This is a genomic window from Methanosarcina soligelidi (assembly GCF_000744315.1).
In the GTDB taxonomy this organism is placed as follows: domain Archaea; phylum Halobacteriota; class Methanosarcinia; order Methanosarcinales; family Methanosarcinaceae; genus Methanosarcina; species Methanosarcina mazei.
On record NZ_JQLR01000001.1, the window covers coordinates 2651267 to 2670113 of the forward strand.

Consider the following 18847-nt stretch of genomic DNA (forward strand, 5'->3'; position numbering starts at 1 on the left):
AATTTGACAGCCATCAAATATTTGTTATCTACCGAAAAAAAGATCTAATGAACCATGGAATTCGTTTGTGATGCAAACCAAAAACGACTCCATGGCCATAGATACAGCCAGCTTGCTGGCGGTATCCTCTGAATTGTTTCGCAAACATGATATAATAACTTTGCCAGAATCTGCAAATTATGAATGTCAGGACATTCTAAACGTGTTGTTACATGCCTCAACATCTTCTACCAACTCTCTTGAATCTGCAAGTAATGACCTCAAAACCAAAAATCCGGACTTAAGAATCCCCTCAGCAGATACTATTTTCAATTACATTAGAGACAATAATATTGAAGATGCTCTTTCCGCTTTCAGAAAAATGAATTTTAAGATTTTCAAGATGATGAAACTTGAAAACACTGTTCATGACATAGCTATTGATTTTCATGACGTTCCATTTTATGGAGACAAAAATACTCCCGGAATTAGGGGAATAAAACCAAAGAATGGCAGTTCGTGGGGTAAATCGTTCTGTACCCTGGATATAATTGGAACTTCTCACTTGACACTTGACGTAATCGACATTAATAGTTTGAACAAGAATTATTCTCTATTCATTGAATCTTATTCGAAAGACTTAAGACAATAGGTGTAAAAACAGGGACAGCATACCTTGACAAAGAATTTTGTAACAGAGCTGTGATTTCATAATTAGACGAACTTAAAGTCAATTTTGTTATAGCAGCTAAATCAAATCAGGTTATCAACAGAGAACTTAAAAATCATCAAAAAGCGTGGGGAAATACTTCAACTATTTTTGAATATCAATTTAAGCGAGGAGGGTCTTCCTTCAATATTGTGGCAATATATGATGATAAAAAGGAAAGGTACATCCTGTTTGCTACAAACAAAGAGGCAGAATCAACTGAAAAATTTGAAAAGACAATTCCTGAAGAATACAGAAAAAGATGGAACATAGAAACTGGCTATAGAGTGAAAAACGACTTCAAGATACGAACATGTACAAAATCTCCAGTAGCAAGAGTATTATTCTTTGTTATTCAATGCATCATGTACAATGTTCTAAATATGTTAAAGTCAGTTGTCGAAATTACAGCTTATGAGCTAAAATCATTAATAAATGAAGACATAAACAAAGCTGTTAGATATGGGCTAAAGTCTCTGAATTTTATTTCGGTTAAGGTGTTACTGGAATATTTGAGATGGTTTAATGAAGAAAGAAATCGAGCGCTACGCACTCGATTAACTACAATATAACTTGCATTGAATAAAAAATTGTTAAATTAATAGCTTATGCTATAAAAATACTCGATAAAAAATTATTTTTTGAGAAATGTTAGTGGGAATTATCGCTTAAGAATTTTAAACTCTAATCAGCAATATAAAATATTTTGAAAATGAGTGGGTAAAAAGTAAAATCAATATGTTTTTGTCATTCGGAAGTAAGTCTAATCAGAACTACTGGAGACATAGATAAACTAATATTTAGGGTATTAATATAAAAACACATACGGGAGTGATTTTCTAACGCTTAACCGATGACGCATGTATTATTTTTTAGCAATCACGTCTTTTGTGATATTGATGTAATCTACCATACATTTATAAAAATAATCTTATTGTTGGAACAGTATATTACGATTATAGATTTATGATTATAGATTCTTTTTTAAAAAATTATGAAAACTTTATATATTAAAATATAAATAAAACTATTAAAAAATAATATAAGAGCAAAAACAATATATAGGTTACTGATTTTTTTAATATGTATGCTTTTTCAGCATCAAAACTTGACTTTTTCTTCAAATGTTAGGCGTAAATGGCCCAATATTTTTCAAATTGTAACTATGGATGAGCTCATCTCAAAATCAATCTGATTCTCAATAGGCAGGAGCTTCACAATTTTTTGCCAGCAGCATACAATCAATCTGTTATCAGGAATTTGAAATTCCGAGACTTATACTGAGTTTTGGGACCAGCTCGATGAATATACATGCTTCAAGAGCAAACTTTTGTAATTTCTTTAATATATATTCAAAACATTTTATAAAGTTAGAAAGGAGATGCACATGAAAGGAAGAAACAGAATTCAAGAAATCAATACAAAATATAACAATAGCAAGAAAAAAAGAGTTACAATCTTCAGCGGATTGATATTTTTACTTCTGATTCTTGGTTCATTGACAGCGTTTGGGGCTGATTCTTCAATCCCTGAACTCGCGCCGAAAAACCCTGAATTTGAAGAATACCAGGAAAGCGATATTTCCCCCGAACCTGACCCTTTCCTGGATGGACATCAAATCGGTCTTGTACCTTCACCCATTGAGCTTTCTTACATCAGCGATATTTCTGTCCCGAAAGCGGCGTCTGCTCCGGCTTATTATGATCTGAGGGCTCTTAACAGACTGACCAGTGTGAAAGACCAGGGTACTGCGGGGACATGCTGGGCTTTTGCAAGTTACTCATCTCTGGAATCATACTTAAAGCCTGGAGAGGACTGGGATTTTTCGGAAAATAACATGAAAAACCTTCTCTCTTCTGCGTATCAGGAAGGATTTGACCGCGACCCCAATGATGGAGGAAACAGGATTCAAGCAGCAGCCTACCTTGCCCGCTGGAGCGGACCTGTAAAGGAGAGCGATGATCCTTATTCAACTTTTTCAGGCGTTTCTCCGGCAGACCTGCCTATAAAAAAACATGTCCAGGATGTTATTTTTATTCCGGACAGAGCAGACCCCCTCGATAATGAAGCAATAAAATGGGCGGTGCAGAATTACGGAGCAGTATATACCACAATGCATTATAATAATACTTTTTACTCTCCCGAATACTACAGTTATTACTTTAATGGGACTTCAGAACCTAACCATGCAGTGGCCATCGTGGGATGGGATGACTCCTACGACAGAAATAATTTTTCAAAAGTTCCTCCGGGAAATGGTGCATTTATTATGAAAAATAGCTGGGGACCGGAATGGGGCGACAAAGGGTATTTTTATGTATCTTATTATGATTCAAAGGCGGGTAATGGAAGTTCTGTCTTTACTGCTGAGAATCCGGAGAATTATGAATACATCTACCAGTATGACCCCTTTGGGTGGGTCTCCAGCATGGGATACAGTAAACCCTTAGCATGGGTCTCAAATGTTTTTACCGCAAAATCCGATGAGGTACTTAAAGCCGTAAGTTTCTATACCACGGATTCAAACTGCAACTATGAAATTTATATTTACACAGATCCGGTCTCGGGCCCAATAAATCCGGCAGGTCCTGTTCTTTCCAAGAATGGGACATGCTTAACCGCAGGCTACCACACAATACCCCTTGATTCCGAAGTTCGACTTATAGCAGGCCAGAAATTCTCAGTCGTTATAAAACTCACAAATCCCTCCTACAGGTATCTGATTCCCCTTGAAAAGCCTAAAGATAACTGGAGCAGTAAAGCAAGAGCGAATACGGGAGAGAGCTTCATAAGTAGTAGCGGGTCAACCTGGACAGATGTCAATACATCCTATGCAAATTCAAACGTATGCATCAAGGCTTTTACTAACTCTGTTCTGCTCCCCATTGCAAACTTCAGCAGCAATATTACGGAGGGTTATGCTCCCCTTTCTGTACAATTCAGAGACCTATCTGGACACTCAACAGACAGGACATGGGACTTTGAAAACGACGGAAATATAGATTCCGTAGAAGCAAATCCGATTCACCTGTTTTCAGCTCCAGGAAGCTATACCGTTAACCTTACGGCAATCAGTGAAAACGGCACGAATTCAAAAATGGGTACGATAAATGTTTTAGAAAAGCCATTTCCTCCTGTAGCCAGGTTCTACAGTGATGTTACTCAGGGTCTTGCCCCCCTTTCTGTAAAGTTTACCGACATATCGGAAAACGCAACTGAAAGGATCTGGGACTTTGGGGACGGCACATATTCGACAGCTCCTGCAGTGGCCCACACATACAGTACAGCCGGGAAATACACTGTCAGCTTAATCGTGAACAACATCAATGGAACGGACACGGAAACAAAACGCAAATATATTACAGTCAGCAAAAAATGAAAGCTTTAAATTAAAAAATGAAAACTTTAAGCTAAAAATGGAAATTTTAAGCTAAAAATGGAAATTTTAAGCTAAAAATGGAAATTTTAAGCTAAAAAAATATGAATCGGATTGGAGCAGACTTTCAAATATTGGATGCCTGATATATGACCGACGTTTTTATTTCAGGCAAATTTCTTTTTTATTATTTAAATAACATCACACGAATTCTTTTAAAACTGACAAAAAATATATTTACTTTAAAAGAGTAAAATCAACACCGTGAATTTTTGTTTCTGAACCTTGATTCGTAACTCAACTACTTTATTAACTCTACACTAATCTGAGCTTATAACGCAAAAGGATACTCGATCCTGATGAAAGAAAACGGTAGTACACAGGAAAAAGCCCTTAAAGTAAAGAGGCTTGTCAGTTATCTTTTACCAGCTATCATATTTGCCCTGGCTTTATGGACCCTGGATAAGCAGATGGAACAGCTGGGCCTGAGCTATATCCTGAAAAGTATTGCCAGTGTCCCTTTAAGCCAGATAGGTATTGCTATCCTACTGACTTTTTTAAGTTATGCTGCATTAACCGGTTACGACTATCTTGCATCTCGCCATATCAACCGTACCCTGCCTTATAAGCAGGTAGCAAGGACTTCATTTATCAGCACGTCCATCAGCTACACCGCCGGTTTTAATTTCCTGACAGGAGGCTCACTTCGCTACAGGTTATATTCTGGGTATGGTTTAAGCCTTGCTCAGATATGGGAAATCATAATTTTTTGCATCTCCACCTTCTGGATCGGGTTTTTCTTTATTACAGGCTTGCTTTTCACATTTTATCCTTTGAAATTGTCGGAATATGCGCCTGAGTTCCCGGTCCCCTTAAATCTTGCCGGAATCCTGTTATTGCTGCTTCTTGCTGCTTATTTTTATCTCTCATTCAAAAAGCACGAACTGGAGCTAAAGGGGTATAAAATAAGGATCCCTGAGCCGAAAATTGCCTTAATGCAGCTCGGGTTGTCCTCCGGGGACTACCTGCTTCCCGGGAGCATTATTTATTTGCTTCTGCCCGCAAATCCGCAGATCACTCTGCTGCATGTGCTTGTTTTCTTTGCACTGGCACAGCTGATAGGACTGATAAGCACCGTCCCTGGCGGGCTTGTTGTTTTCGAAACAATCATGCTGTTTCTGCTGGATCCTTATTTTGGGACAGTGGACATTATAGGAGCTCTAGTAGTCTTCAGGCTCATATATTATTTTGTCCCGTTCCTCCTGGGTTTTTTGACCCTCATATTTCACGAATTTGAATCGAAAAAAGAGTTCCTTAAGAAAGCTGGAAAGGTAACATATTCCAGCCTGCTGGAAATAACTCCTCAGGTCTTTTCTATTCTGATTTTTTTGGGAGGAATTTCTCTCCTTTTTTCCGGAGCACTGCCTTCAGACCCCAGATCACTGGACAAAATCGTGTACTTCGTGCCTTTGCCACTCATAGAGGCTTCAAGGATGTTTGGGAGCATAATAGGTGTACTGCTCCTGCTTCTGGCAAACGGGCTCTGGAAAAGGATCGATGGAGCTTATGTGCTCTCTCTCATAGTTCTTTTCCTCGGAGGAATCTTTGCCCTTCTTAAGGACTTTGATGTTCACGAAGCTGCAGTGCTTCTTACGATGTTTATTCTTCTTCTTCCCTCAAGGAAACACTTTTACAGGAAATCCTCGCTCCTGCACCAGTCCTTCAGCAGGGAAAACATAATTGCAATAATTCTGGTGCTAGTGAGCTTTGTCTGGCTCGGGTTTTTTTCATACAGGAATGTGGAATATTCGAACGAACTCTGGTGGCAATTTGGGGTTAATTCCCAGGCTTCAAGCTTTTTAAGGGCACTGGTAGGAGTTTTCTTTATCCTGCTCGTCCTCGGGACCACAAAGATGCTCAGCCCCTTTTCAAAAGACATCCATCTCCCCGGAAATGAAGAGCTTGAGCTTGCAAAAGAAATTGAAAGATGCAGTCAGGAAACCTGGGGGAACCTGGCATTTACAGGAGACAAATACCTGCTTTTTGACGACAGAAAAAAAGCTTTCTTAATGTACGGAATCTCGGGAAAAAGCTGGATTGCAATGGGAGATCCTGTAGGAGAGAGGGACCAGATAAAAGAACTTATCTGGGACTTCTATGAAATGAGCAAACTGCACCAGGGAAGGGCTGTTTTTTATGAAGTTAGCGAAAAATATATTCCGGTTTATCTCGATCTCGGCCTGACGCTCGTCAAAATCGGTGAGGAAGCTAAAGTTCCTCTCGAATCATTTACCCTGGAAGGCAGTGCAGGCAAAGATTTCCGCTATACAGTGAGAAATGTAGAAAAAAAGGGTTACAGGTTTGAAATCATACCCTCAGAAGAAGTACCCGCCCTGATCCCCGAGCTCAAAAAAGTTTCGGATGCCTGGCTGGAAATAAAAACCGGAAAAGAGATGAGGTTCTCAGTGGGCTTTTTTGGTGAGAAGTACCTGAGCAATTTTCCTCTCGCACTTGTAAGAAATGATGAAGAAATAGTTGCCTTTGCAAACGTATGGGCAGGAGGAAATAAAGAAGAACTCAGTGTCGACCTTATGCGCTACGGCTCAACTGCCCCTGACAGGACTATGGAATATCTTTTTATCAAACTGATGCTCTGGGGAAAAGAAAACGGGTACGGACGATTCTCCCTCGGGATGGCTCCTCTTTCAGGTCTTGAAAAGAGGCAGTTTGCTCCACTCTGGCATAAAGTGGGGTCTCTGATCTTTGCCAACGGCGACTACATTTATAACTACAAGGGCCTGCGGGACTTTAAGGAAAAGTTCAACCCGGTCTGGAGCCCGAAATATATCGCTCTCCCTACAGGATTTAAGAAAAGCCTGGCACTGAAAGATATTGCAACCCTTATCTCAGGGGTGAAAGATCCTTTTAAAGACCTCTTTTAAGGATGTTTAAATATCTTCAGGCATGCTGGAATGAACCATTTTTTCAAACATGTCGAGCAGCTTGAACATGAACTCTTTCGTTTCAGCCAGATATCTCTCCTGTCCGAGCATTTCCTCTTTTTTCTGGATATAAAGCCCGTCCCCAATTTCAAGCCCGAACCGTCCTATCATGCTTCTGATCCTCTCATCCGTAGCTTCAGGATGAAACTGGAGAGCTACAACCCTGCCTCCGTAAATAAATCCCTGATTTTTGCACCCCTCGCTCCGGAAGAGATGTACAGCTCCGGCTGGAGTATCAAAGGTCCGGGAGTGCCAGTGAAAAACCCTAATTTCTTCAGGCAGCCCTTTGAGAATTTCTGGTTTACTTTCTGCTGCTATCGCCCTTACAGGGAACCAGCCCATTTCCCTGTGCCGGTTTTCGTATACACGAGCCCCAAGCACATCGGCAAGCAGTTGAGCTCCAAGGCAGATCCCAAGGACCGGTTTTCCTGCACCAATTGCCTGTTTGATAAAGGCTTTTTCATCTCTTAACCAGGGGTTTTCTTCATAGTCGTAAATTCCCATGGGACCGCCCATAATAATGAGGAGATCAAAAGAACCAGGGGCTGGAGGATTCGTTGTTTTGTAAAAACGGGTTGACTCAAGAGAATGATTTCTGGTTCTGATATATTCTTCTATGCTACCGAGTGTGTTAAGAGCGGAATGCTGCAGGGCATGGATTTTCATAAGAGGTCAAATTTACTTTGAAGAACATACTTTTAGACTTTTCCATTACTATTTTCGGGCGGAAGAAACTACATCCCTGAAAAAGAAGCGTTTTTTGAACCACAAATAAATATGGAACTCTTCCGGCAACTTTCTGCGGCTCTGCCAGGATTGAGAAATAACCTCGTGAAAGAGGGCTTAAAATGGTTGAAATTGAATTGGGATTGGTAAATAGATTTGAGATTGGTAAATAAAATTGAGATTGGTATTTTCAAGAATGATCAGACCGGATTTTTTGAGACTCGAAGAATTTTTGCATCTTATTTGCTGGCATTCTGGCTCTTTTTGTTTTGAGACAGGCTGTTTTACTTCTTAAGCATGACAGGAAAGGTATGGCTAATATGGTTTACAGGTCAGGATTTTTACTGGTTCTTTCATGTGAGACTGAGAGTGTGGAGAGTGTGGAATAACAGTAATTTTATTTGAAGTCTTGTAATTTTTCACGGTAAAAATCAATATTTTTCGGTGACTTCGGCAGGGTCCGTGAAATTTGTAAAATTCATTGCCGGTTTTGGAGAGCCATTGAAACTCACAAGTATAGCCGCGACAAGCACAAGAACACAACCTGCAAGTGTACCTGTTGAGAGAGCAACTCCAAGGAAGACCAGATCAAAAAAGACACCTGCAACAGGCTCAATTAAAGCAAGAAGGCTCCCTGTTTGAGATTCAAGGTTTGCATACCCGATGGTCGTTAATACCCCTCCTATGCCCACGGAAACGATCCCGAAAGCAGCCAGAGTCGACAGGTTCGGGGCAAGTACAGAAAAGGATGTTTCAGACGCAAAAGGCAGCATAAGTATACAGCTAACAGCCGTACCCCAGAAAACAATCGCAAATTCCGAATGATCCCTTTTCAGGACCCTTACATTCATAATGATAACTGCAAGGAGCAGCCCCGCAAAAAGCCCGGATGCAATTCCAGTTAACTGGCTGCCGGAAAAATCAGAGGCTCCAAATCCGCCTTCAGGCCGGATTACCAGGTAAACACCCGCAATTGCAAGAAAAAGAGCTGCAATACTCTCTTTTCCTACCTTTTCTTTCAAAACGAAAGGTGAAGCCAGCATCACGTAAATCGGGGCAGTATATTCAAGCAGGATCGCCACGGAGAAACACGTTTCTCTCACGCAGAGGAAATAAAAGAACATGTTTACGGTGACAATAACACCCTGCAGGAGAAGGCGAAATTTTCTTTTTCCAGGTTTAAGTTCTCCAAGCCTCCCGGTTGCCAGAAGAAAAGTAAAGATAAAGGCAAGCCCGAAGAACAGGCGATAAAATATTATTGAAGTTATGGGCAGGTTATTAATGCCGGCAAGAAATAAGCCTGTCATCCCGTAGAGAATACAACCGAGAAGGACTGCCAGATGAGGACCTTTTTTTACCTGGAACATACGGCAGTAAAAAGCCTGATACATTTAAATATCTTGTCGAAGCAAGGCTTTTTATGAATTCTAAAATAGTAATCTGTCTATTCTTGCTGCTTATTATCGCAGCTTGTTCCGGATGTGTCTCCAAGCCGGCTGAGTCTGAAGTGAATACTGATAATAACCAGGACCTCAAAGAAGTGGAAGGGCTCTGGCTTGGGACCCTTGAAGTTCAGGGCGGAATGGAAGTAAGGCTGTTATTCAATATTTCTTCCAGCCCTGATGGTTCCGTTAATGCTACAATGGACAGTCTTGACCAGGGAGTAAAAGGAATACCTGTAGAAACTGTCACCTATAAGGACAGTAAACTCCGCCTTGATGTAAAATCCATAAGGGGCAGTTTTGAGGGTACACTCAAAGAGGACGGAAAGACAATAGAAGGGGAATGGAAACAGTCAGGTATATCTCTCCCGCTTGTGCTTTCTCGCATAGACGAAACCCCTGACACGCGAAGAGAGCAGGACCCTGTAAGACCCTATCCTTATGACGAAGAAGAAGTGGTTTATGAAAATGAAGGAGCAGGAGTGAAGCTTGCAGGCACATTAACCCTCCCGAGGTCTGAAGGTCCTTTCCCGGCAGTGATCCTTATAAGTGGTTCCGGCCAGCAAAACCGTGACGAAGAACTCCTGGGACACCGTCCGTTCCTTGTACTGTCGGACTACCTGACTCGAAGGGGAATCGCTGTCCTGCGGGTCGATGACCGTGGAACAGGAGGTTCAACCGGAGACTTCTCACAGGCTACTTCTGAAGATTTCGCAGGAGATGTGCTTGCAGGTATTGATTATTTAAAAAGCCGCGAAGAGATAGACCCGGCGCAGATAGGATTGATAGGGCACAGTGAAGGAGGTTTAATTGCTCCAATTGTAGCAGTGGAGTCCCGGGACGTTGCATTCATCGTACTGATGGCAGGGCCCGGAATTACAGGCGAGGAAATCCTCTACCTTCAAAGTGAACTGATTTCCAGGGCAGAAGGGGTGGACAATGAGACAATAGCCCGGAATAATGCCCTTACGAAAAGCATATACTCTGCGATAAAAGAGGAACAGAATGATGAAATTGCTGCAGAAAAACTTCGGAAGCTTATGATGGATGAAATGGCAAATATGAGCGAAGAAGAAAAACAGAGCGCCGGCTATTCCGAAGCCGACCTTGATGCCCAGATCCAGTCTCTACTGTCACCCTGGATGCGAAACTTCCTGACATACGACCCAAGACCCACCCTCATGAAAGTTAAATGCCCGGTACTCGCAATAAATGGTGAAAAAGACCTCCAGGTGCCGCCCGAGGAGAACCTTCAGGCAATAGAAGAAGCTCTTGAAGCAGGAGGCAACCAGGACTATACGGTAAAAGAACTTCCGGGTCTCAATCACCTTTTCCAGACCTCTCAAACAGGATCTCCATCTGAGTATGCAAGAATTGAAGAAACGATTTCACCGACAGCTCTGGAATTGATCGGAGACTGGATTTCGGAGAGGACCAGCGCTGCTGTAGAAAAACAATAAAAGGTAATCATAGAAGGTAACTATAGAAGGTAACCATAGAAGGTAACCATAGAAGGTAACCATAGAAGGTAACCATAGAAGGTAACCATAGAAGGTAACTACAGAAGGAAAGAGAAGATTCTTTCCTCCCTTTACTTTTTTGTTTTTGTAAGCTCTTTCAGAAAGGACTATATTCTGGATAGAGATGTTCTGGACGAATTTGAAATCAGCTTAAATATCAATCTCTTCCCCGCCGATTAATAAGTTCCTTATCACGGCATTTCCGTATCTGTCAACAACAACCTTTACATCAACTTCTTCTCTTCCGGAAAATTGAACCTTCAGCTCCCTTCTTTTTCTTTCCAGAACAATACTTATGACCAGCAGGACAAAGCCGCCGAGCATAAAAAAGAGTGACCTCGGAAGCAGTTCCCAGAAGAAGTCGAAATATCTCGCAAAAATGAGGAGAATAAACCAGAACATTGCAGTGCTTACTGTTCCTATATCTTCTGTGCTGTATCCGGCATAAAGGAGAAGAGTCAAAAGACCCAGAAAGATCACATTAAAAAGAATCATGTAAAATTTTTCCGGGGAGGGGATAAAATCAGGGATATATATTGTTGTGAGAGTTATCCCTGCCATCAGGAGTGAGATTATAGAAATGCCCAGGTCTGCATGAAAGCTCCCTGTGACTTTTCATGTAGTGGTTTTGAGAGCAGGACCGCCAGAAAGAGGATTCCTGATATAGCATAAATTACAGGGATTATTTCCTCTACTTTATATTGCCAGATTTCGAAGGTGTAAGCAAATAAAGCAATAAGTACAGCCTGTAATCCCATGAACTTAAAAAGTCTTTTCAGCGTGTTTTGCTTTTTCTGCAAGGCTGTGGAGAATCCCGGAAAAATGTACAGCAATTCCTGATATGAGAAACAGGTCTTTCATACTTATCAGGTTCTCAAGATCGGTTCTCTCTGAATAAAGAAGGCCAATCCAGAGGTAAAAGAGAAGAGAGCAAAGTCCTGCTATTGGCGTTGACATGTAACCGTAAATGAGTGGAAAAACTCCAATAAGCCAGATCAGGACAAGGGTACTGTTATTGGCATTAATATTGTAAATCTGGCCAATTAAGAAGAGGCTGACTCCAAAAAAGAGGGCTGAGAGCAAAATCAGGGCAGAACCAAGCCCGGGATATTTCTGGTTTTCATATTTAATATGATAACCAGCGTAATGTATGCCTATCGTGCTTCCAGCAAGTAGCAAAACCTTAATGCTATTCCCTATTTTCTCCCAGTTTGATGCGACAAATAGAATGGCTCCAATTCCTATTAAAATCGTCCCTATGGTTGAAAAGGCGATGACCTGCTTTTTTGACCTGTGTTCCTTTTTATACTCGGCAAGGTCTAGCCTCATTTTTTCTGCCTGGGCATGGTTGATTGTGCCTTCATCCAGCCATTTTCGGAGCAGGTCTTCATCGAACATATTTTAACATATTAGTATGTTGTATTTACGTTTGGCATGAAAGTGCTCTCAAGTACTTTCATTTTTTGGGCATGTTATTCGAAGAATATCATGTGTGTTTTTTTAATATATTTAACGCAGAATATGTTCGTTGCAGAAATTACAGCTTTGTCTGAAAAATCTTGAAAAATAGTCTGTCTTTTGTAAACATTTATCAAAATATGTGCACCAATTTTCTAACATAAAGAGTGAGAGGAGCTTTCTATTTGTCTAGCTCGCTTGAATGGGTTTCATTATTGTAGGGTCACATAGGGCTTGGTAAATTTCGTCACGATACTCGATATTATAAACAAACGAAAACAAGAATAACAGACTTATATTGGTCTTTGAAAAATTTCTCTGAGCCTTACAGAACTGTTGAAAAAGAGATGAAAAGGGCTAACGCTTCTTTTCATGTGAGTCTATAGATCAGTGCATCCTCGATCATTACGCCGTTTATAACATTCCGAGTGAACCTTATATCTGAAATATCCTTACTACCTGTCACAATCCCGCGCTTTAACAATTCAATTAATTGATCATTTGCTCCAGTGATGGCAATATTATTTAGTGAGATATTGGTGAGATAGAGTTTTTCAAGCTCATTTTGAACAAAGCTATATGCTTCCTTTAGTCCATGTGCTTTTAGGTACTCTGAAGCTAAAACCAGCTTCCACTCATTTAAATCTGTGGCGTAAAACCATAAAGCAGAGTTCACTTTAAACTCAGTATTATCTAAGTGTTGTATCAGTTTCTTACCATCAGAGATATCATCTTTTACCAGTGTTGCTTTATCCATGTAAATACTCCATTATTTTTATCAGTAATCGCATCAAACATTGCTTCTGCTGTTTGCTTATCGTTTTTTGTATATCGTTTTTCTTCTGACCAGTTTACGGCTATCGCCCAATTTTCTCCAAGCTGCCTATTTTTTTCAATCGCTGTATTGAATTTCTGTGCAAGTCCAGTGGCTTTTAATAAATCTTTCAGTTTATGTGTATAGCTCTCACTAACAGCATCCTTGTCTGGGAAATCATATTGTTTTACTTGTTTTGCGATACAAGCCTTCAGAGCAAGTTCAATTACATAACCTGATAAATAATATGCCCCATCATACTTTTCGTTATCGAGCAGTATTTTAGCCTCGTCTAATCGTATCTCCGCTAGATCATGCAAAGTATCTCTGTTAAGAATTGTCTTGAACATCTCGAATACTACCCTATTTTTGATCTATGTTATAATCGGAGTCTCCGTATTTCATTTTACTGGTCAGCACTCTTTACAATCCTGCTGTTTGGATGCTCAGCACGATTATTGTAGATCCGGAAAAAATCAAAACATTAAACAGCTTTCAGCGAATAGGAAAGTGAAAAGTAATAGTGGATGTTTGGTGATGTCTGAATACCAATCGAAAATTATCTTGCTAGATGATAGGGAAACTGATAAGCGTGAAAGGCTTATTCAGACGTATATAGTTTTGTTTGGTTTGTTATTATCCTATGACCAAGTTAGCTCTCTTCAGAGTACAGCAATGTCTTTTTTCTTACTGTTCTTGTTTTTAGCTCTGATTTATTATGCACTTTTAAATTCGCGTGCTTGGATGCGTATTCTTATCGAGTACTATGGTATCAGGCGTGTTGTTTATATCTTGAATTTTATAGCCTTTTCGTCTTCTGTTAGCTTAAGTTATGTCATTCTATTATTCTTCTTTAGCGTTGGTGATGTTTTTCCTAATTGGAAGATCACACATTTAGAATTTTATGCCACTCTTCTATTCCTATCGTCCTTGCTTTTTTTACCATTACTAATTAGTGCCTATCCGAAAATTCCCGCTGCTCTAAATGTTATGCATGCACATGCTAACTGAAGCATCGCATAGTAATTCTCAATCTTTTTTTCCCATCTAATAAGCAGCCTTCTGAATCTATTGAGCCAGGAATGTGTCCTTTCCACAACCCACCTTCTTGCTCTGTAACCTGGTATCTCTTTTTTTCTTATGTTTTCTTCTCCCCTTCTTCTTATATGTGCTATATATCCATATTCTTTAACCAATTCTCTGATATCAGGAAAATCATATCCCTTATCCATACAGATATTCTGAATTCCCTCATCTAGAGAAGGTCTTTGAAAAATAATGGCATCAAGAGTTCCTTTTACAAGCTTTTTATCGTGATGATTAGCTCCATCTACAGTTACCGAAAGTGGTATACCTTTACCATCTGTTAACAGACTCCTTTTTGTACCTTTTTTACCACGGTCAGTAGGATTAGCTCCTGTTCCAGCTCCACCCAATGGTGCTTTTGTCATGGCCCCATCAATTGCTTGCCATTCCCATTCTAATCCTTTATTTTTGTCATAATCCAATAAACCAGCTTTCCACATTTTCTCAAATAAGCCTGATTTTCGCCATTCCTGAAATCGATCATGTACGGTACTTGGGGCTCCATAAAATCGTGGCAATAATTTCCATTGGCAACCTGTAAGGAGTACATAAAAAATACCACTCATTATTTTCCTATCATCCTTTCTAGGTCTTCCAGGCTTCTTTTTAGGTTTAGGGAGTGGGAGTAGAGGTTTGATTTTATTCCACAATTTATCAGAAATCTCGTAGTCGTGCCCGTTTTTTCGTCGTGTCACTAATAAACATTACACAATATCGCAGTTATTCTACTTTTCGGATAGGCTCTTAGTCGTGATATGTTTAAGTGATGTGATTATTGCAGATAGGGAAAGAGGGATTGCATGATTGGAGCCAAGCATCAACGGTTGAACTCATACACTAAGACTCTCCAGTATAGTGTTTTCAATGAACTGCAATGATATGTTGTAGATATTTTACCCTATTTTAGAAAGTTGATCACAGGAAAAAGTAATATTGAACTGTCATGCCTAAAATTTCAAGTATTATATAAACAATTATGACTAAATATGATTCCGTTAGTTTTTATTTTATTCATATCTACAAAAATCCGGAAAAGAGCTTCAAGATTGGTATATAAATGTATTGCTTTTTCGATTTTGGCGCTCACTGTGTAAAAAATACTCCAGAAGAAATAGACCTATTTTTTACTAAGGTTGAGGATTATCCGGTCTTATTTCTATAACTCCTGACTTCATATTCTGCATAATTACTCTTCTTATCTGGCATTCTTCCATAACCATTATATATAACAAACCCTTACAGAGGGCAAGAATATAGTTTCACATGTAACTATTATATTAATCTCTATAAAATTACCTGTTAAACTATTTTATCTTAAAACAAGCCTCCAAGCTTATAAAACGGAGGATAACTCATGGAAGACCCAAGAGAGATCTGCGGCCCGATCGCCCACATCTACCGGAGCCACCTTGCTTATATGGCAAAGGAACTTGAAGATTACGGGATTGGGAGCGGACAATTTGATTTCCTGATGGTCCTGTACCGGAAGGACGGCATTTCTCAGGAAGCCCTTGCGAAAATACTGAAAATAAGCAAAGCCACAAGCACCAGGGCGATTCAGAGCCTGGAAAAAGAGGGGTATGTTTACAGGCAAAAAGATGAAAACGATCTCCGTGCTTACAGGGTTTACCTTACTGAAAAAGGGAAGGAAATGAGAGATATAATTCTTGAAAAGCTGAATTCTTTCGTTGATACTCTTCTTTCAGATTTCACACACGAAGAAAAAGAAAATTTCAGGCTGCTTGTCCACAAAGCTTCGGTTAAACTCTGCGGATCAGGAATCGAACAGAGGTGTCAGGAAAAGCAGTGTGATGCGAAATAAAAACGATATGGAAGCGCATAAAATATGGAACAAAAAAGTGAATTTCTGGGAAAAGAGAGTATAGGGAAGCTCCTGTTCAAGCTTTCGGCTCCTGTAATAGTCGGAATGTTAGTTCAGGCTCTCTATAATGTTGTGGATACATTTTTCGTGGGGCAGGTATATGGGGCAGACAGTGTCCAGGCTATAGGCGGGCTGTCGATAGCTTTCCCGATCCAGATGATAATCATGGCCTTCGGGGTTGTTCTCGGGACAGGAGGGTCTTCGATAATCTCGCGAGCCCTCGGAGCAAAAGAGTTAGAAAAAGCCGAGAAAACTCTGGGAAACGTTTTTTCCCTTAGCCTGATCCTCAGCATAATTATTGCTATTCCCTACCTTCTTTTCCTGGATACAATTCTGGAAATCTTCGGTGCAACTCCAGGCATCATGCCCTATGCCAGGGAATACCTTGAATACATAATTTTAGGAGCGGTTTTCTTTGTCTTCGGAGTGGCTGTTCAGAATATTGTCAGAGCCGAAGGAAATGCCCGCCTTGCAATGAATGTAATGCTTATAGGAGCGGGCCTCAATATTATCCTTGACCCTGTCTTTATGTTCGGCTTAGATATGGGTGTGAAGGGAGCTGCAATTGCAACCGTACTGTCTCAGGTAGTGAGCTCTATCTGGCTGCTTCAGTACTGCCTTAAAGGAAAAGGAGCTGTGCATTTTAAATCCAGATACCTGAAACCTGACATTAAAATTATAAAAGATATCGGGTCCATAGGAGTCGGCTCTTTTGTCATGCAGATATCGAGCAGTATTATGATGATCTTCGTATACAACGCCCTTGCAACCTATGGAGGAGATGTTGCAGTCGCTGTTTTTGGCGTAATAATCAAGGTCAATTCCTTCATCTTCCTGCCGCTTCTTGGCATGTCCTTTGGCCTGCAGCCAATCGTAGGGTATAATTACGGAGCAAAGCAGTTTGGAAGGATAGCTAGAGCCATAAAACTGACTCTTATGGCAACCACGGCATTTGGGACATTTGGCCTGCTTGTCATTTATTTCTTCACGGAACAGATTCTCGGGCTTTTCAGTGCAGATCCGCAGTACCTCGATGTCGGGACACACGCTGTAAAGATCATGCTTCTCGGGATGCCTCTGGTAGGATTGAACGTGGTCTCTATGACGGTTTTCCAGGCGCTTGGAAAAGCCAGACCGTCTTTCCTCCTCTCTCTCAGCAGGCAGATTCTTTTCCTGATCCCGCTTGTTGTCATCCTTCCTGGCTTTTACGAGCTGGACGGAGTCTGGGCAGCTTACCCGATCTCGGATGTTCTGTCGTTTTTGCTCTCAGGATACCTGCTGCTCAGAATATACAGGATTTTTAAAGAACATCCGGGCTCTCCGGGAATTACCGCTGCTAAAGAACTGGCAGTTTCCAGAGGGGTTGAATCAAGTCTGGATCGCTGAAAAAGATAAACCGTGAAAGAAGGAAAGGTTTCTGCCTTTTCCTTCCTCTTCTTTCCCTCTTATTTTTTCAGGCACAGCTAAAGAATCTCCGCCTTCATGGAACAATGTTCAGAATCACTGTTTCAAAAGCAGTTTGAACCTGAGTTACATACTTTTTTACATCAATCAAATTGAGGTGACACGAATGAACTGCAGCGAATTGAAAGAGGGTCAGGTTCTTGTCTGTGAAGGGTGCGGGTTTGAGCTCAAAGTTGTAAATGCATGTGGGGAAGCCTGCTGTTCGACCGATGCCTGCTGTATCGGCAACATAACATGTTGCGGGGAGCCGATGAAAATAAAACAATAATCAGAGAAATAGAGAAAAAAGAAATTGCAGGGATTTTGGAAGAAATTAACTGGAAAAATTTGAGTGATAAGAATTATTGGACGAAATTAAGTTAAGAAATTGAGTATAAGAATTGAGTATAAGAAACTGAGTACAAAAAATTGAGCCAGAGTTTGGATCAAACTAAAATATTAAGGCTTTTCTGAAGCCTGAATCTTAAAATTCCTTTTACCTGCTGTTTCTTTTTCTTTTTCCTTTTTCGAGAATACCTGCATCAATGTAATTGCTGCATAAGAACTGAAAAACCAGGCAATAAGTGCGATCTCCAGGGATAAACCCCAGAGATTCAGGTGTTCCATACAAAAAGTAGCCGTAAGCACGCAAACAGCACAGCCGATCATCCCTGCGCTGGCTCCGAGAGCAATATCCGATGCCTGTTCGGAACTCCCGAAGTGGCCTGCCATAATTACGGCTGCAGCCATTACAGCCGGAAATGCGGCAAAGACCCCTGCAAAGGATTTTGAGGGAAGGTGCTGAAGCAGGATGTAACAGGCAGCAACAGCCGTGCCCCCAAAAACAAACCTTATGCCGAGATCCCGAAGATCAAGTTCCATTAAAAATACTCCTGAATGAATCTGATTTTAGTTTGTCTGATTTTAGTTTTTCTAAATCTGGTTTTTCTAAACCTGGCTTTTCTAAATTTAGTTTGTCTGATTTTTTTCTTTTATCCGTTAACGTTTTTTTTCCGGCATTCGGTTTGATTTTGTTCAGAATCAGAACCATGTAAAATAAATAACCGGGGCGAGCACAGCCCAGAAGAGGAGAGAGAGGCTCAGGCCTGTTTTCCATCCGTATTTTAGTATTAAATAGCTGGCTGCGAGGGCACAGCATATATCTGCCGACATTCCCACAAGTGCCCCTCTGGAAAGCTGCTCGGAAACTGAAAGCAATTCACTGCCTTCGTATTCCATGCTCAGGCCCGCAACCGCTGCAAGGTAAACCGCAGGAAAAGCCGCAAAAACGCCTCCAAGCCTGCCTCCGAAACTCCGGGCAACCAGCCTTGAAGCCACAACCGCAGTTCCGCCAAAAAGAAAACGGAGAATAATGGGAGAGATACCAGTAATGAGCATTAAGTCCCGACC

At 40.7% G+C, this 18847-nt stretch carries 17 protein-coding genes and 1 pseudogene; 7 read left to right on the top strand and 11 right to left on the bottom strand.

Annotated elements, in window-relative coordinates; all coding sequences use genetic code 11:
- Window positions 1-70 precede the first annotated feature (70 nt).
- The 3 genes and pseudogenes from M886_RS17855 to mprF all read left to right on the top strand — a co-directional run bounded on the left by M886_RS17855 (window position 71) and on the right by mprF (window position 7006).
- Window positions 71-1260 (top strand): annotated as a pseudogene (locus M886_RS17855) (ISH3 family transposase).
- Between the two features lie 815 nt (window positions 1261-2075).
- Window positions 2076-4067, top strand: a complete 1992-nt coding sequence (locus M886_RS11535; RefSeq protein ID WP_048051207.1) for a lectin like domain-containing protein — start codon at window positions 2076-2078, stop codon at window positions 4065-4067.
- Window positions 4068-4423: 356 nt separating this feature from the next.
- Window positions 4424-7006 (top strand): bifunctional lysylphosphatidylglycerol flippase/synthetase MprF, encoded by a 2583-nt coding sequence (gene mprF, locus M886_RS11540; RefSeq protein ID WP_048044665.1) that lies wholly within the window; start codon window positions 4424-4426, stop codon window positions 7004-7006.
- A 6-nt stretch (window positions 7007-7012) separates the two neighbouring features.
- On the opposite strand, the gene M886_RS11545 is transcribed toward mprF, so the two are convergent.
- Together M886_RS11545 and M886_RS11550 are read right to left on the bottom strand one after the other, a co-directional pair.
- Window positions 7013-7732, bottom strand: coding sequence for a type 1 glutamine amidotransferase (locus tag M886_RS11545; protein WP_048044668.1), 720 nt, complete (start codon window positions 7730-7732; stop codon window positions 7013-7015).
- Window positions 7733-8223: 491 nt separating this feature from the next.
- Window positions 8224-9159, bottom strand: a complete 936-nt coding sequence (locus M886_RS11550) for a DMT family transporter (protein ID WP_048051208.1) — start codon at window positions 9157-9159, stop codon at window positions 8224-8226.
- 53 nt (window positions 9160-9212) lie between these two features.
- On the opposite strand from M886_RS11550, the gene M886_RS11555 reads away from it, so the two are divergent.
- On the top strand, window positions 9213-10694 hold the full coding sequence (locus tag M886_RS11555; RefSeq protein WP_235203941.1) for an alpha/beta hydrolase family protein: 1482 nt from the start codon (window positions 9213-9215) through the stop codon (window positions 10692-10694).
- A gap of 210 nt (window positions 10695-10904) precedes the next feature.
- Here the strand turns inward: M886_RS11555 and M886_RS11560 are convergent, their stop codons facing one another.
- The 6 genes from M886_RS11560 to M886_RS11585 form a co-directional block, all read right to left on the bottom strand.
- Window positions 10905-11249, bottom strand: coding sequence for a hypothetical protein (locus M886_RS11560; RefSeq protein WP_152558028.1), 345 nt, complete (start codon window positions 11247-11249; stop codon window positions 10905-10907).
- A gap of 77 nt (window positions 11250-11326) precedes the next feature.
- Window positions 11327-11512: a hypothetical protein gene (locus M886_RS11565; RefSeq protein ID WP_015413129.1), complete on the bottom strand. Its 186-nt coding sequence runs from the start codon at window positions 11510-11512 to the stop codon at window positions 11327-11329.
- 4 nt (window positions 11513-11516) lie between these two features.
- Window positions 11517-12152 (bottom strand): DUF2157 domain-containing protein, encoded by a 636-nt coding sequence (locus M886_RS11570; protein ID WP_048051210.1) that lies wholly within the window; start codon window positions 12150-12152, stop codon window positions 11517-11519.
- Between the two features lie 430 nt (window positions 12153-12582).
- Window positions 12583-12969 (bottom strand): hypothetical protein, encoded by a 387-nt coding sequence (locus tag M886_RS11575; protein ID WP_048051211.1) that lies wholly within the window; start codon window positions 12967-12969, stop codon window positions 12583-12585.
- Window positions 12948-13376, bottom strand: a complete 429-nt coding sequence (locus M886_RS11580) for a HEPN domain-containing protein (protein ID WP_048051212.1) — start codon at window positions 13374-13376, stop codon at window positions 12948-12950. Before M886_RS11580 ends, M886_RS11575 begins: the two co-directional genes overlap by 22 nt.
- Before the next feature lie 609 nt (window positions 13377-13985).
- Window positions 13986-14807, bottom strand: a complete 822-nt coding sequence (locus M886_RS11585) for an IS5-like element ISMma12 family transposase (RefSeq protein WP_048051213.1) — start codon at window positions 14805-14807, stop codon at window positions 13986-13988.
- Window positions 14808-15466: 659 nt separating this feature from the next.
- On the opposite strand from M886_RS11585, the gene M886_RS11590 reads away from it, so the two are divergent.
- The 3 genes from M886_RS11590 (at window position 15467) to M886_RS18915 (ending at window position 17726) form a co-directional block, all read left to right on the top strand.
- Complete coding sequence (locus M886_RS11590) at window positions 15467-15934, top strand: MarR family winged helix-turn-helix transcriptional regulator (protein ID WP_011035090.1); 468 nt, start codon at window positions 15467-15469, stop codon at window positions 15932-15934.
- A gap of 24 nt (window positions 15935-15958) precedes the next feature.
- On the top strand, window positions 15959-17380 hold the full coding sequence (locus tag M886_RS11595) for an MATE family efflux transporter (RefSeq protein ID WP_011035089.1): 1422 nt from the start codon (window positions 15959-15961) through the stop codon (window positions 17378-17380).
- Between the two features lie 184 nt (window positions 17381-17564).
- A complete protein-coding gene (locus tag M886_RS18915) occupies window positions 17565-17726 on the top strand; it encodes a hypothetical protein (RefSeq protein ID WP_015413125.1) in 162 nt (53 codons plus the stop codon).
- A 170-nt stretch (window positions 17727-17896) separates the two neighbouring features.
- Here M886_RS18915 and M886_RS11600 read toward each other — a convergent pair whose 3' ends face one another.
- The 3 genes from M886_RS11600 to M886_RS11610 are packed head-to-tail and all read right to left on the bottom strand — an operon-like array spanning window position 17897 to window position 18835.
- Window positions 17897-18319 (bottom strand): DUF3147 family protein, encoded by a 423-nt coding sequence (locus M886_RS11600; protein WP_011035087.1) that lies wholly within the window; start codon window positions 18317-18319, stop codon window positions 17897-17899.
- Window positions 18309-18488 carry a hypothetical protein gene (locus M886_RS11605; protein WP_048036348.1) on the bottom strand — a complete coding sequence of 60 codons (180 nt, stop codon included), beginning with the start codon at window positions 18486-18488 and terminating at the stop codon, window positions 18309-18311. Before M886_RS11605 ends, M886_RS11600 begins: the two co-directional genes overlap by 11 nt.
- Window positions 18479-18835 carry a DUF3147 family protein gene (locus tag M886_RS11610; protein ID WP_015413123.1) on the bottom strand — a complete coding sequence of 119 codons (357 nt, stop codon included), beginning with the start codon at window positions 18833-18835 and terminating at the stop codon, window positions 18479-18481. The genes M886_RS11605 and M886_RS11610 overlap by 10 nt, the downstream gene beginning before the upstream one ends.
- Window positions 18836-18847 lie beyond the last annotated feature (12 nt).

Coding starts and splice junctions, on each gene's coding strand:
- M886_RS11595 (WP_011035089.1), top strand. CDS start 15,959: ATGGAACAAAAAAGTGAATTTCTGGGAAAAGAGAGTATAGGGAAGCTC.
- M886_RS11605 (WP_048036348.1), bottom strand. CDS start 18,488: ATGGTTCTGATTCTGAACAAAATCAAACCGAATGCCGGAAAAAAAACG.
- M886_RS11545 (WP_048044668.1), bottom strand. CDS start 7,732: ATGAAAATCCATGCCCTGCAGCATTCCGCTCTTAACACACTCGGTAGC.
- M886_RS11570 (WP_048051210.1), bottom strand. CDS start 12,152: ATGTTCGATGAAGACCTGCTCCGAAAATGGCTGGATGAAGGCACAATC.
- M886_RS11560 (WP_152558028.1), bottom strand. CDS start 11,249: ATGATTCTTTTTAATGTGATCTTTCTGGGTCTTTTGACTCTTCTCCTT.
- M886_RS18915 (WP_015413125.1), top strand. CDS start 17,565: ATGAACTGCAGCGAATTGAAAGAGGGTCAGGTTCTTGTCTGTGAAGGG.
- M886_RS11550 (WP_048051208.1), bottom strand. CDS start 9,159: ATGTTCCAGGTAAAAAAAGGTCCTCATCTGGCAGTCCTTCTCGGTTGT.
- M886_RS11555 (WP_235203941.1), top strand. CDS start 9,213: ATGAATTCTAAAATAGTAATCTGTCTATTCTTGCTGCTTATTATCGCA.
- M886_RS11535 (WP_048051207.1), top strand. CDS start 2,076: ATGAAAGGAAGAAACAGAATTCAAGAAATCAATACAAAATATAACAAT.
- mprF (WP_048044665.1), top strand. CDS start 4,424: ATGAAAGAAAACGGTAGTACACAGGAAAAAGCCCTTAAAGTAAAGAGG.
- M886_RS11590 (WP_011035090.1), top strand. CDS start 15,467: ATGGAAGACCCAAGAGAGATCTGCGGCCCGATCGCCCACATCTACCGG.
- M886_RS11600 (WP_011035087.1), bottom strand. CDS start 18,319: ATGGAACTTGATCTTCGGGATCTCGGCATAAGGTTTGTTTTTGGGGGC.
- M886_RS11575 (WP_048051211.1), bottom strand. CDS start 12,969: ATGGATAAAGCAACACTGGTAAAAGATGATATCTCTGATGGTAAGAAA.
- M886_RS11610 (WP_015413123.1), bottom strand. CDS start 18,835: ATGCTCATTACTGGTATCTCTCCCATTATTCTCCGTTTTCTTTTTGGC.
- M886_RS11565 (WP_015413129.1), bottom strand. CDS start 11,512: ATGGGATTACAGGCTGTACTTATTGCTTTATTTGCTTACACCTTCGAA.
- M886_RS11580 (WP_048051212.1), bottom strand. CDS start 13,376: ATGTTCAAGACAATTCTTAACAGAGATACTTTGCATGATCTAGCGGAG.